Raw genomic sequence first — 12,338 nt, 5'->3', positions numbered from 1 at the left:
ATGAAGGACGCTCGTGAAGTCTCAACCGCCCCGATTGTCGCCGTCGGCCTCGTCGGCGGGTACCTGACCGCCCGCGAGACCGGGATCCGCCCCCTCGGCGGAGTCGTGCTCGCCGCCGCCGGTGCCTACGCGGCCCGCACATGGTTCACCAAGCAGGGCTGGCCCATCGGCACAGCACTGACCTTGGGCTACCTCGGCGGGTTCGGGGCCTCTCATCCACTCGCGAAGAAGATCGGTGCCTGGCCCGCGGTGCTCAGCGTCGCTGCCGTCACAGCGACGGCTGCATATGTGGCCGTCGACTCCGCCGAAGTAGTCTGAACCGGCCTCTACGGACTGGCTCGACCACTTCCGTCTGCCTCGACCGAGGCCGACACCCACTGACTCGGAAAGCGAGGACCACCGGTAGCCCATGCTGGCTGTTTTCGAAGGCTTCGCCGTCATCGCAGGAGTCATCCTGGTCGGTTTCGTGCTGGGCAGATCCGAGGTTCTGGGACCCAACGGGCAGCAGGTCATCGCGAAGCTCGTCTTCTACGCCGGCACACCGACCCTGCTCTACGTCACGGTCGCCGACACCGATCTGGGCCTGATCTTCAACACTGCCCTCCTGGCCACGGGAGGGTCCGCGCTCATCGTGGGTGTGCTGCTGTTCGTCCTCACTCGCTACATCCGAAAACGCAGCACCGGTGAGGCGATGTTCTCGGCCTGGGCCGTCAGCTACGTCAACATCGGCAACCTCGGCATCCCGATCGCAGCCTACGTCCTCCACGACATCGGATATGTCGCTCCCGTGCTGCTGTTCCAGCTGCTCATCCTCGCGCCCATCGGCATGGCCGTCCTCGACGCTACGGGGAAGAAGAAGCACAATCAGCGCTGGTACTCGGGAGTCCTCCAGATCCTCAAGAACCCCATCGTCCTCGGCGCGGCCGCAGGCGTGGCCGCCTCGGCCACCGGTTTCGAACTCCCACGCTTCATCTTCGAACCCATCGACATGATCGGAGCCACCGCAGTTCCGGGAGCACTGCTGGCCTTCGGCATCTCCCTCAAAGACGGCTGGGCACTGCCGGCACCGGGCACCAGAAAACAGCTGACCTACATCACGATCGCCAAACAGGTCATCCAACCGGTGCTGGCCTGGGTCATCGGCGGCCCTCTGCTCGGATATTCGGGCATCGCGCTCTTCGCCATCGTCGTCACCTCGGCCCTGCCGACGGCCCAGAACGTCTATATCTACTCCATGCAATATCGACAGTCCGAGGCACTCATGCGTGATGCGGTCTTCATCACCACGGTGCTGGCAGTGCCGACCTTGGTCATCATCGCCGCCCTGCTGGGCTGAGCAGCCGAGGCGAACGGGTGATCGGCTGAGCCGAAAATCCGTCCTGCCGGGCCGACGCTCTGCCCCGGCCTCCTCGGTGATCTGGGGGTCTGTGGCGTGTCGGAGCCTGCTTGCCCACTCGGGTCAATGACAATGGGAACGTGGCTGGAGACAAGAAGAACGAGACCGAAGACCTCCTGAGCAGGCGGATGAGTTCAGGATCCAGTAGTGCTGCCGAAAAGCAGTCGGAGCCTCCGCTGGAGGCCGCGAATGATCCTTCAACCGACACCGAGGCGTTCGACCCCATCAGGGAGCCGATCGCCAAGGACGAGCCCAAGCCTTCGACCGGACCGGTGCGCGTTGCGCCCGCTCACTCATCGAACCCTGCCGAGACCGCCAGGACCCGTGAGGTTCCCGCAAACTCGCGCACCGCGGTGATGAGCGAAGCCGATTGGGCAGCAGTCACTCATGCCGCGACATCGACCGAACCTCATGACCCCGAGGTGCCCGAGCGACGCCGCAGCGTCCTCGATGTCATCGGCACCATCTGGATCACCCTGGCCACACCGTTCATCCTGTTGGCCCTGGCCGTGCGGTTCGTGGCCTCAGGCCTGTTCCTCAAATTCGAGTACTTCCGTCCCGGGTTCCCAGCCGACCAGTTCGGCTTCAGCGCCGCCGACCGCGAGCACTACGGCACCTACGTCATCGACTACCTGGCCAACCTCGACTCCCGGCGCTATCTCGCCGACGTCATCATGCCCAACGGCGAGCCCATCTTCATCTCCGACGAGCTCAACCACATGGCCGACGTCAAGGGCCTCATCTCACTGCTCTACCTGATTGCGCTCATCGGCCTCATCGGTGCCGTGCTCTTCGGCCTCTACATGTCACGCAGGCATGGGATGGGCATCCATGTCGGACTGCGCTTGGGCGCCATCATCAGCGTCGTCGTCATGGCTGCCGCGGCAGTGCTCGCGTTCCTCGGCTGGGACACCTTCTTCCGCGGATTCCACAAGATCTTCTTCTCCGATGGAACCTGGGAGTTCTACAGCGACGATTCCCTCATCCGCCTGTTCCCACCGCAGTTCTGGGTCGACTCGGGCATCGCCGGAGGCGGACTCTTCGTGCTCCTGGCCATCGTCCTCTTCTGGCTCAGCTTCGCAGGCCACAAGAAGCGCCGCGCGCTGAAGAAGGCTCGGCGAGAAGCCTGAGCACCGCGGGCCTCATGCTCAACGTAGGCATCATGCCCAACACGGGTCTCATGCCCAAGTGAATGCTGCGGACTCTGTCCGCTCCATGGTTGTCGGCCGGGTGGTCTTTCCCCTTCCACCCGGCCGCAGTATTTCTCATTCCAGCGGCTCGATTCTCGGCCGCGTCGAAATATCCCCGGCCTCGGCGAACCTCAGTCGTCGACGGCATCGCGGCCGCGGCGCACGATGATCGGGTCGGGCTCGTAGACGACCGAGGTGTCCTTGTCCTCGTAGTCGAACTGGTTGAGGAAATAACGCAGCGCATTGAGTCGCGCCCGCTTCTTGTCATTGCTCTTGATCGTGATCCAGGGAGCGTGATCGGTGTCCGTGCGACGGAACATCTCTTCCTTCGCCGCAGTGTAGTCGTCCCAGCGATCCAGGGATTCGAGGTCCATCGGAGACAGCTTCCACTGTCGCACCGGATCGATCTGGCGGATGGCGAAACGCGTCCGCTGTTCGCGCTGCGTCACGGAGAACCAGAGCTTGGTGACGTGGATGCCGGAGTCGATGAGCATCTTCTCGAACACCGGGGCCTGGCCCATGAAGGTCTCATACTCGTAATCGGTGCAGAAGTTCATCACGCGTTCGACGTTGGCCCGGTTGTACCAGGAGCGGTCGAACATGACGATCTCACCACTGGTCGGAAGGTGGCTGATATAGCGCTGGAAGTACCACTGCCCGGCTTCCTTGTCCGAGGGCTTGTTCAGAGCCACGACACGAGCCGCACGAGGGTTGAGGTGCTCGGTGAAGCGTTTGATCGTCCCGCCCTTGCCCGCCGCGTCACGGCCTTCGAAGACGATGACGTGCTTCCGGTCGGTATCCTGCCCCCAGTACTGGAACTTCAGCAGCTCCACCTGCAGCTGGTACTTCTCGACCTCGTATTCCTCCCGGTCCATGAGTTCCGGATACGGGTAGCCTTCACGCCAGGTCTCGACTGCGCGGCCCATCGGGTCGATGAGGTGCGGGTCCGTGGTGTGAGTGTCCTCGACCGTGTAGCCTTCGATTCGCAGCTTGTCGATGTATTCGCGCAGATTCTCATTGAGCAGGTTGTTCACGGGCGCTCCTTCACATCGACAGCTTTCGTCTTCTTCAGCGGCTTGGCCTCGTCATGTCGCGGTCGTCACCAGTCTTCAGGCACAGTACTGAGCAAAGATGAACATCAGGTTATCCGATCAATGTCCTGTTTTGGGATGATTCCCAGGCTGAGCAGGGGTGCGATGGCGACGAAGGCGAAGGACAGCGGATAGCCGAAGATCGTGATGAGCGCACCGAATCCCGGGCCCAACAGCGCAGACATGACGAACTGTCCCGTGTTCTGCGTGCCCATGGCCTTGCCTGACCAGTGAGGGCCAGCCGCCTCGGCGACCGAGGCGAAGGCCAGTCCGTTGTCGGCCACGGAAATCGTGGATGCCAGGATGAATACCACTGTGGCCACGATCGGCATCGGCGTCAGTGAGATCAGCGCGATCGCCGCAACGAAGACGACCGCTGCGATCGCCACGACCCGCATCAGTCCGACCCGGGAGCCGAGTCGGTCGGAGAGTCCGCCGACGATGAGGCGCCCGATCGCTCCCACGATCTGGGAGGCCGCGACGATGCCGCCGGCGATGCCGACGCTGATGTGCTGGTTCGCGATGAGCCAGATGAGGCCGTAGGTGGAGAACGCGAACTGCGGGATCACGAGGAGCGCGGAGACCGCGTGGATTCGCCAGAGGAACGAATCCATCCGGTAGGGGTTGTCCGTCGCCGAGGTGGGACCCGGCTGTCCATCACCGGTGGTCGTGAGTACGGGGCTGGGAGCCGCCTCGGCGCGGTGAGGGTCTTTGACGAGTCCGAAGCAGATGACGGCCATGACCCCGGTGACGATGACGACGAACCACAGGTAAGCGCTGAACCCGCCGGCAGCGGCGATGGGTGGGACGGACAGTGCCGCGACGCTCGTGCCCAGGGGCTGCGACATCTGTCTGATCCCCATGGCCAGACCGCGACGGTGGCGGGGAAACCAGCCCATGACCACACGCCCGCTGGCCGAGTTCACGGAGGCCGCGGCGGCGCCTGAGGCTGCGATGATGAGAACCATCCACACCGGTGAGCCGACCAGGGCCACGGCGACTCCAGATGCCAGAGCAGTCAGAGCGATGCCCAGGGTCATGGCCAGGCGTTCGCCGAACCTGTCGGCGAAGGCACCCCAGGCGATGAGAGTGAGGATGAGGCCGAAGCTCGGGGCCGCGGCCACAGTGCCGGCCTGAGTCAGCGTATATCCGAGATCGGAGTGCATATACGGGATCAGGAAGGCCGGACCGGTGATCGCGATAGTGGCTGCCATCTGGGAGAGGACTCCGACGACGAGGATCACCCAGGCCTGTCTGCTGGGCGGATTCTCGGTCATGAGTTTGAGACTAGCCGTCTCACAAATGGCGTGTCGGTGTGTCTCAGATCGCGGCGTCGGCGAGGTCGCCGTGTCTCGGATCGCGGCAGGCCCAGGTACGCTATAAAGTGAGTGCTGGCGCTGTGAATGCAGTGTCTGTACAACGGGCGAAGGCCCGCATATCCCCCTATAGCCCAATCGGCAGAGGCAGTCGACTTAAAATCGATCAAGTGTGGGTTCGAGTCCCACTGGGGGGACTTTTTCTTCTCGCCGTTCTCCTCTCTCCTGCGTACAATCGGAGCATCCGCCGAAGGCAGTCAATGGAGATTCATCGCCATGGCCGAGATCGCACTCTTCCATCACATCCAGGGGCTCACCGACGGAGTCGCCGCGTTCGCAGAGGAACTGAGGTCCTCCGGGCATACTGTGCACGCTCCCGATATGTTCGAAGGCCACACGTTCGCGTCCATCGAAGATGGATTCGCCTATGCCGGAGAGGTTGGATTCGACACGATTCGCCAGCGTGGCCCCGCCTCGCTCCCCACACCAGACGGCGGATTCGTCTACGCAGGAATCTCCTTCGGAGTTGCCACCGCCCAAAACCTCGCACAAACCAGCAACGATGCCCGAGGCGCGCTTCTCTTCGCCGCCTGCCTCCCAATCTCCGAATTCGGGACTGCCTGGCCCACGAGCGTGCGCGTACAGATCCACGGCAAGGAAGACGATGAGTTCTTCCAGGAGGATCTGCCCTCAGCCCGAGAACTCGCTGATTCGACCTCCTCGGCGGAGCTTTTCGTCTACCCGGGCGACGGACACCTGTTCCTCGACTCATCCCTCGATGCCTACGATCCGAAGGCCACGGCGCTGCTCCTCGAACGGGTTCGTGGGTTCCTCGCCGACATTTGAGAGTTGCAGAGGCGCAGACAAGTTCGCGTCTCAGCTCTGGCCCGGGCAAGATGGTGGCATGACGAAGCTGCTTCTCACTCCGCAGGGACCGCCCCAGACGGTCGGCACCGTTGCCGATCCCATTGTCACTTCCGCACCGGGGCCCGCTGTTCTCTTCTCAGTCTCATCGGCCAGGGACGAGTCCAGCACCGACGCAGGCATCGAAGCACCCCTGGCTCAGGACAATGACTCAGCTCTGGCCAATCGCCCGATCGCCTACCGCGAGTCCGGCGGCGATTGGCATGACCTTGGATACGAAGCGTCCGACCACTGGGAGGGCCTGACCCCCGAGCTGCGCGATCGCCTCATCGCTGACCGAACGGCGCAGGTGAGCCGTGAGGAGTATTCCGCCACCACCAACGGTGCCAGCGCGTCGATGATCACCAGCAATTGGACCTACTCCGGTTCCCCTCGCATCTACCGCATCGCGGGCGAGCTGCGTGAACTCGCCGAGGTGCTCGCGGAGATCACCAGCGACTGACTTCTCCCAGCGCGGCCAGTATCGATCGACGGTCGGCTAATACCGATCGACGCTTGGCAGCTTCACACCTTCCGAATCCCCCAGCGTATGCTCGAAGGCTTCAGTCCAGCTTCCATTCTCAACAGCCGACTCAACTGCGTCATTGACGGCGCCGCGAAGTTCATCATCACCTTTCGGCAGTCCGATCCCGTACTGGTCCTCGGAGAAGGGCTTGCCAACTACCTTCAGCTCATCTGCACTTTGTGCCGCATAGCCTCGGAGAATCGCATCATCCGTGGTGACCGCGTCAACGGAGCCGGACTGCAGATCGGTCACGCATTTTGACACTGTGTCATAGGTGACGAGCTCTGCTTCCGGATGGTCCTCCTCCATCCGCTGACCTGGCACTCCCCCGACCGTTGCGCAGACCGTCTTACCATCAAGATCGTCAGGGCCAGAGATGTCCGAGTCGGAACTCACCATGAGATCCTGCCCGGTCGTGTAGTAGGGACCGGCAAAATCTATGATCTTCTTGCGTTCATCGTTGATGGTATATCCGGCCACTATGAGGTCGACGTTGCCCTGTTGCAAAAAGGTCTCACGATTAGCGGTCACGGTTTCAACCCATTCGATGTCCTCAGGTGCGAAGCCGAGTTGCCCGGCCACAAGAGTCGCGATCTCAACGTCGAAGCCTTCTGGCCGTTCGGCCCCCGCGGTGAGGTTCCCGATACCTGGCTGATCGTGATAGACCCCGATCGTGATGGAGTTCTGTTCCTGGGCACCCTTCCAGGTCGGTGACCCGGCCAGGTCAACATCATCTCTCACCTCGTACGTGGGCCGTTCTTCGCCATCACCCGGGTTGGAGGGAGTACCTCCCTGCCCACATCCACTCAGGCTAAGACCGAGAACCGTGGCAACGATGACCCAGTTCAACTTACGCATGTGACACTCCTTCGTGTGCATGTCCGCCCCTCGTCTTCGAGAAGATGACTTGATCGTACCGTTGAAGAGTCGGACACCGCCGCAGGTGGGATCGGGTGCCGTCGAGACCAGACGCGCTGAGATACCCGTTAGGCGTCCGCCCGGTCCCTGCTGTCGACGATCGCCGCGACATTGATCTCAGCCCACCTGCGCAGAGCCTCAACGGGCCCTAGGAGCGAGCGGCCAAGGTCGGTCAGCTCATACTCCACGCGAGGAGGAACCTCGGCGAAGACTTCGCGGGTCACCAGCCCGTCTGCCACCAGAGCCCGCAGGGTCGAGGTGAGGACCTTCGGCGTGATTCCGCCGATCGCCATACGAATCTCACTGAAGCGCTTCGGGCCTTCGTCGAGAGTCCCGATGATGAGGACCGTCCACTTATCACCGACCCGATCGAGGACGATTCTGGTCGGACATTCGGGATCGAAGGCATCGCCCTCCCAGGAACTGCTCAATCTCATATCCCAATAGTATCTTTGAGGTACTCGATATCCAAAGGGTATCTTTGTGGCAACATCCGCATACACGAAAGGACACACCATGAAGATCGCACTCTTCGGCGCTTCAGGAATGATCGGATCCCGCGTCACCGCAGAAGCCGCCGAGCGCGGCCTCGAGGTCACGGCCATCACTCGAACTGGTACTGAGGTTCCGGGAGCCGCAGCAAACCTCCGAGGCGATATGGGAGACGCCGAGTTCGACCGACAGATCGTCGCCGACCATGACATCATCGTCTCGACAACCGGACCCAGCCGTACCGGCGCACCACACGAAGAGTGGCTGAATGCCCTGGAGACACTGGCTCAGGCCAGCGGAGACAAGCGTGTCTTCGTCGTCGGTGGTGCAGGATCGCTTTTCGTCGGTGACACCATGCTCAAAGATACCGAAGGCTTCCCAGAGGCCTATAAGGCCGAGTCGGAGACCGGCACGAAGGCACTCGAGCTCATGCGTGCCGGCAGCTACTCCCCCTGGACGCTGATCTCCCCCGCCCCGGAGATCGACCCCGGTGAGCGCACGGGTACTTACAAGACCGAACTAGAGACGCCTGCCGGAGATTCCATCTCCGCGGAGGACTTTGCTGTGGCCATGGTCGATGAGATCGTCAACGCGAAGCACATCGACGCTCGCTTCACCGTCGCGAACTGAGGGCCCCGGAGCTCGGAGCGTCAGTCGCTCAACTGCGCATGGTTGGAGCCTCAGACGCTCTGCTCCAGCCCCTCATGAATGGCAAGAACGCCGGGAGTGCAATCGCGCTCCCGGCGTTCTTCAGAACTCATCAGGGTTCACACCACGGCTACAGCCTGGGGTGAATCCTGCACTCAGTTATCAGGCCTTGGCAGTTTCCTTCTTCGGTGCCGGCTTCGAGTTGGCTGCCTCGACGAAGTTCTTGCGAGGAACATCGAGATCAGCCAGCGGCATGGCGTCGCGGCCGACGATGGCATTGAGGATCCAGTTGCCGAAGACCTTGACCTTGCGGTCCACAGTCGGGATCGCGTAGCCGTGGTAGGCGCGGTGCATCAGCCAAGCGAGGAGTCCGCGGGCTTCGAAGTCGCCCATCTGCGAAACGCCCTTGTACAGGCCGAGACCTGCAACGGTGCCGATGGTCTTGTGGAAGTACTGCTTGAACTCGGTCTCTCCGCGCAGTGCGGCAAGAACGTTGGCAGCCAGCACTGGTGCCTGGCGCACGGCGTGCTGAGCGTTGGGCACGCAGTAGCCGCCCACGCCGCCACCGGAGAGGTCAGGCACGGCAGCGTTGTCGCCGGCAGCCCAAGCGCCTTCGACCACACCGTTGTCGCCCTCGACGCGCAGATCGGCGCGCACGGTCACACGACCGCGCTCATCGAGAGGCAGGTCCGAGTCAACGAGGATCGGGTTGGCCTTGACGCCTGCCGACCAGACGATGGTGTCGGCGTCGAATTCTTCGCCGCTGGAGAGCTTGATGTGCTTGTCGGTGCAGTCCTGGAGGAAGGTCTCGAGGTACACGTCGATGCCGCGTTCGCGCATGTGCTCGACGACCCAGCGAGCCTGAGCTTCGCCGACCTCGGGCATGACACGATCGAGTGCCTCGACGAGGACGAAGCGGACATCGGCTTCGGTCAGCGTCTCGTACTGAGCCACTGCGGAGCGAACGACATCTTCGAGTTCGGTGAGGAGTTCGATGCCTGCGAAACCGCCGCCGACGAAGACGAAGGTCAGCGCCTTGCGACGCTCGTCATCGTCTTCCATCAGCGAGGCATCGGCCAAGCGGCTGAGGAGGTGATCGCGCAGTGCGACGGCTTCCTCGATGCGCTTGAGCGCGATGGCGTTCTCCTTGAGGCCGGGGATCGGCAGAGCACGCGCCACCGAACCGGCGGCCATGATGATGTGGTCGTAGTCGAGCTCGAACGCTTCGTCGTTCTCCGGCTCGACAGTGACGAACTTGTCACCGTGGTTGATCGAGGTGACCTTCGCGGTGATGACTTCAGCACCGGAGAGGTTGCGGCGCAGCGGCACGACAGCGTGGCGCGGTTCGATGGACCCGGCCGCCACCTCGGGGAGGAAAGGCAGGTAGGTCATGTACGGGTTGGGATCGACCACGGTCACTGTGGCTTCGCCACGACCGAGGTTCTTCAACAGATTCTGAGCGGTAACGAGACCAAGGTAGCCGCCACCAACAACGAGGATTCGAGGACGCAATTTTGAGTTTCTGATGAGTGCCATATTCCCATCCTAGGCCTTTGTGAAAACTTTCACTAATTGAATCTCGACGCCCCAGTTCAGAGGATCAGCACCCGGTTCGATCACCGTCTGCGGCGGATGAAAACCACTGCGGAGAGCACGAAGAGGATCACCGCGATGAGGCCGCCGGCAGCCAGAACCGAGAAGCCCAGCTTGGGTGTCGACTGTGATGAGACGACGTCTTTGGGCGCGACTGCCTTTGGGTTGTTGTCCTCAGCCGGGACTGCGTTTTCAGTCTCGGACGGGTCAGACGACGAACGTCGGTGCATTGTCACCCAGTCAGCGAGATCATCGGCCGCACTGGGCACCGACTTCGGAACGTCTGACTTCATCGCGGCCTTCGGATCAATCCGGCCCCAGCCGACGATCGGATCCGGCTTGTCCTTCTTGCTCTGCCCTTTATGCCCGGGGACCGGCTTGGCCGTCGAGCTCAGCTTGGCGGTGACTTCGTCGGCACTGAGGTCGGGGTTCTCGGCCCGGATCAGTGCGGCCACTCCGGAGACGATGGGTGAGGCAAAGGAACAGCCCTGCCCCTCGGCATAGCCGCCAGAGTAATACGGGATCGGGATGTCTTCCGCTGGTCCCATGAGATCAACGGCTGTTCCGGGCGCCGTGGACTCTGACAGAACGCGGTTCTTCTTGTCCAGCCCACCGACCCCGATGACACCGGGCACTGTCGACGGTGACCACGCCTGCGTGGCTCCCTGTGAGGCGTTGCCGACACAGGCGACGACAACGACGTCCTTCTCATAGGCGTAGGCGAAGGATTCATCCCAGCTCGAGGGCCAGGCCGGATCGTCCCAGCCCAGCGACATGTTGATGACCTTGGCTCCGGAATCCACGGCCCATCTGATCGCCTTGTCGGCCTGTTCACGAGTCGAGCCGGATTCCTTCGGCCGCTCGGGTCCCAGCCACATCGAGGCCGAGAGAATATCGACATCGGGGGCGACTCCCGTCGGTCCTGCGCCCTTGCCCTGGCCGGCAATGACGCCGGCGACAGCGGTGCCGTGATGGATGGTGGTCTTGCCGCCGATGGGGGTCTTGCCGTCTTTGTCGAGTCCGCTGAAGTCCTTGGACCTGCTGACCACGCCCTTGAGGTCTTCATGTTTGGTGTTGACGCCGGAATCGATGACGGCGACCTTCACACCTTTGCCCGTGGACTTCTTCCACATGTCATCGATGCCGTACTTCTTGATGTACCACTGCCCGGGTCCGGGCTCGGGCGCAGCGAGAGCCGGCTGGGTCGTGCCCATGACCAGCCCCAGCACCAGGGATCCGACGAGAGCGAGTTTCGCAGAGCGCTTCCCAACGCGTGGATGTTTGGGAGCTGTCCGTTCCCCCGCAACAAAGGGCTTCACGACTGCGTGCGCGCGAGGTCGAGCGCGGTGCCGTCGAGGATATCCGTCTCCGAGACCATGATGTCGAGTTCGCCTCCCGCGCTCTTGACTGCAGAGTCGATGCAGGCCGCGATGCGGGCGAACAGGAGTCCCCCGGCCGCGATGACGTCGACGCGCCCGGGGTGCATGTACGGCAGTGCGGCACGAGCTTCACGCCCCATGCTCAAGAGTTCGTTCGCCTCAGCGTCGATGTCTGCCACGCGCAGATGGGTGCCGTGGATGCGATCTCGCTGATAGCTCTCGAGGTCAAGTATTCCCGCGGTCAGTGTGGTGACGGTGCCTGCGACTCCGATCATCGTCCGCGGCGCAGCGAGGTCGACGATCTCTGCCGCCTTGTCCAGGTTGGCGTCGATGTCGTCGATGGCCGCCTGGATCTGCGCCTGGTCGGGGATGTCGACAGACATGTGGCGTTCGGTCAGGCGCACGGATCCGATGTCCATGCTCACCGCCGAGGTGACGCTTTTGGTGCCGAGGACCAGTTCGGTTGAGCCGCCGCCGAGGTCCATGACGAGGAACGGGCCGCTGTCGGCAGAACGTCCGACGGTAGCGCCGAGGAATGACAGATGGGCCTCTTCATCACCTGTGATGACGTCGGGCACGACGCCGAGGATGCCGAAGATTCCGGCGGAGAATTCATCACGGTTCTTCACGTCACGGCTGGCGGAGGTGGCGACGAATCTCAGCTTCTCCGGTGAGTACTCGGCGGCCACCTCGGCGAACTCTCGGGCCGCGGCAAAGGTGCGTTCGAGGGCTTCGGGGGCGAACTCACCCGTTGCGTCGACTCCCTGGCCCAGTCGCACGATCCGAGTTTCGCGACGCAGTTCGGTCATCTGGCCCTGCTCGTCGACATCGGCGATGAGCAGACGCAGGGAATTGGTCCCACAGTCGAAGGCGGCTACGCGCATGA

The 12,338-nt window shown here is 62.6% G+C and carries 13 protein-coding genes and 1 tRNA gene; 7 read left to right on the top strand and 7 right to left on the bottom strand.

Translation table 11 applies throughout. The features are described 5' to 3' along the window. The 3 genes from LQ788_RS07245 to LQ788_RS07235 all read left to right on the top strand — a co-directional run bounded on the left by LQ788_RS07245 (window position 1) and on the right by LQ788_RS07235 (window position 2,526). Window positions 1-318 carry a hypothetical protein gene (locus tag LQ788_RS07245; protein WP_231446188.1) on the top strand — a complete coding sequence of 106 codons (318 nt, stop codon included), beginning with the start codon at window positions 1-3 and terminating at the stop codon, window positions 316-318. A 91-nt stretch (window positions 319-409) separates the two neighbouring features. After that, window positions 410-1,336 (top strand): AEC family transporter, encoded by a 927-nt coding sequence (locus LQ788_RS07240; RefSeq protein WP_231446186.1) that lies wholly within the window; start codon window positions 410-412, stop codon window positions 1,334-1,336. Window positions 1,337-1,476: 140 nt separating this feature from the next. Next, window positions 1,477-2,526, top strand: a complete 1,050-nt coding sequence (locus LQ788_RS07235) for a TIGR01906 family membrane protein (RefSeq protein ID WP_231446184.1) — start codon at window positions 1,477-1,479, stop codon at window positions 2,524-2,526. A gap of 191 nt (window positions 2,527-2,717) precedes the next feature. Here the strand turns inward: LQ788_RS07235 and ppk2 are convergent, their stop codons facing one another. Then, window positions 2,718-3,620: a polyphosphate kinase 2 gene (gene ppk2 / locus LQ788_RS07230; RefSeq protein ID WP_231446182.1), complete on the bottom strand. Its 903-nt coding sequence runs from the start codon at window positions 3,618-3,620 to the stop codon at window positions 2,718-2,720. A 104-nt stretch (window positions 3,621-3,724) separates the two neighbouring features. Beyond that, window positions 3,725-4,954, bottom strand: coding sequence for an MFS transporter (locus LQ788_RS07225; RefSeq protein ID WP_231446179.1), 1,230 nt, complete (start codon window positions 4,952-4,954; stop codon window positions 3,725-3,727). Between the two features lie 162 nt (window positions 4,955-5,116). Between LQ788_RS07225 and LQ788_RS07220 the strand changes: the two genes are divergently transcribed. From LQ788_RS07220 to LQ788_RS07210, 3 genes are all read left to right on the top strand, one after another. Beyond that, window positions 5,117-5,190: transfer RNA gene (locus LQ788_RS07220), tRNA-Leu, on the top strand. A gap of 79 nt (window positions 5,191-5,269) precedes the next feature. After that, window positions 5,270-5,839, top strand: coding sequence for a dienelactone hydrolase family protein (locus LQ788_RS07215; protein WP_231446177.1), 570 nt, complete (start codon window positions 5,270-5,272; stop codon window positions 5,837-5,839). A gap of 58 nt (window positions 5,840-5,897) precedes the next feature. Then, a complete protein-coding gene (locus LQ788_RS07210; RefSeq protein WP_231446175.1) occupies window positions 5,898-6,359 on the top strand; it encodes a hypothetical protein in 462 nt (153 codons plus the stop codon). A gap of 36 nt (window positions 6,360-6,395) precedes the next feature. Here the strand turns inward: LQ788_RS07210 and LQ788_RS07205 are convergent, their stop codons facing one another. After that, complete coding sequence (locus LQ788_RS07205; protein WP_231446173.1) at window positions 6,396-7,280, bottom strand: glutamate ABC transporter substrate-binding protein; 885 nt, start codon at window positions 7,278-7,280, stop codon at window positions 6,396-6,398. A gap of 128 nt (window positions 7,281-7,408) precedes the next feature. Then, complete coding sequence (locus tag LQ788_RS07200; RefSeq protein WP_231446171.1) at window positions 7,409-7,777, bottom strand: winged helix-turn-helix transcriptional regulator; 369 nt, start codon at window positions 7,775-7,777, stop codon at window positions 7,409-7,411. A gap of 79 nt (window positions 7,778-7,856) precedes the next feature. On the opposite strand from LQ788_RS07200, the gene LQ788_RS07195 reads away from it, so the two are divergent. Continuing rightward, window positions 7,857-8,462, top strand: a complete 606-nt coding sequence (locus LQ788_RS07195; RefSeq protein WP_231446170.1) for an NAD(P)-dependent oxidoreductase — start codon at window positions 7,857-7,859, stop codon at window positions 8,460-8,462. A gap of 180 nt (window positions 8,463-8,642) precedes the next feature. On the opposite strand, the gene LQ788_RS07190 is transcribed toward LQ788_RS07195, so the two are convergent. The 3 genes from LQ788_RS07190 to LQ788_RS07180 all read right to left on the bottom strand — a co-directional run bounded on the left by LQ788_RS07190 (window position 8,643) and on the right by LQ788_RS07180 (window position 12,336). Then, entirely contained in the window at window positions 8,643-10,016 is a 1,374-nt protein-coding gene (locus LQ788_RS07190) for an NAD(P)/FAD-dependent oxidoreductase (protein WP_231446168.1), read from the bottom strand. Window positions 10,017-10,096: 80 nt separating this feature from the next. Then, window positions 10,097-11,392 (bottom strand): S8 family peptidase, encoded by a 1,296-nt coding sequence (locus tag LQ788_RS07185; RefSeq protein WP_231446166.1) that lies wholly within the window; start codon window positions 11,390-11,392, stop codon window positions 10,097-10,099. Beyond that, on the bottom strand, window positions 11,389-12,336 hold the full coding sequence (locus LQ788_RS07180) for a Ppx/GppA phosphatase family protein (RefSeq protein ID WP_231446164.1): 948 nt from the start codon (window positions 12,334-12,336) through the stop codon (window positions 11,389-11,391). Before LQ788_RS07180 ends, LQ788_RS07185 begins: the two co-directional genes overlap by 4 nt. Between the last annotated feature and the right edge of the window lie 2 nt (window positions 12,337-12,338).

It is taken from the genome of Brevibacterium zhoupengii, from assembly GCF_021117425.1.
Taxonomy (GTDB): domain Bacteria; phylum Actinomycetota; class Actinomycetes; order Actinomycetales; family Brevibacteriaceae; genus Brevibacterium; species Brevibacterium zhoupengii.
The sequence above is the reverse complement of the archived record's forward strand: the minus strand, read 5'-3'. Positions and strand labels throughout refer to the sequence as shown.

Excerpts from the sequence above, each read along its gene's own strand:
- LQ788_RS07190 (WP_231446168.1), bottom strand. The coding sequence starts at position 10,016 with ATGGCACTCATCAGAAACTCAAAATTGCGTCCTCGAATCCTCGTTGTT.
- LQ788_RS07210 (WP_231446175.1), top strand. The coding sequence starts at position 5,898 with ATGACGAAGCTGCTTCTCACTCCGCAGGGACCGCCCCAGACGGTCGGC.
- LQ788_RS07215 (WP_231446177.1), top strand. The coding sequence starts at position 5,270 with ATGGCCGAGATCGCACTCTTCCATCACATCCAGGGGCTCACCGACGGA.
- LQ788_RS07200 (WP_231446171.1), bottom strand. The coding sequence starts at position 7,777 with ATGAGATTGAGCAGTTCCTGGGAGGGCGATGCCTTCGATCCCGAATGT.
- LQ788_RS07195 (WP_231446170.1), top strand. The coding sequence starts at position 7,857 with ATGAAGATCGCACTCTTCGGCGCTTCAGGAATGATCGGATCCCGCGTC.
- LQ788_RS07180 (WP_231446164.1), bottom strand. The coding sequence starts at position 12,336 with ATGCGCGTAGCCGCCTTCGACTGTGGGACCAATTCCCTGCGTCTGCTC.
- LQ788_RS07205 (WP_231446173.1), bottom strand. The coding sequence starts at position 7,280 with ATGCGTAAGTTGAACTGGGTCATCGTTGCCACGGTTCTCGGTCTTAGC.
- LQ788_RS07240 (WP_231446186.1), top strand. The coding sequence starts at position 410 with ATGCTGGCTGTTTTCGAAGGCTTCGCCGTCATCGCAGGAGTCATCCTG.
- LQ788_RS07245 (WP_231446188.1), top strand. The coding sequence starts at position 1 with ATGAAGGACGCTCGTGAAGTCTCAACCGCCCCGATTGTCGCCGTCGGC.
- LQ788_RS07225 (WP_231446179.1), bottom strand. The coding sequence starts at position 4,954 with ATGACCGAGAATCCGCCCAGCAGACAGGCCTGGGTGATCCTCGTCGTC.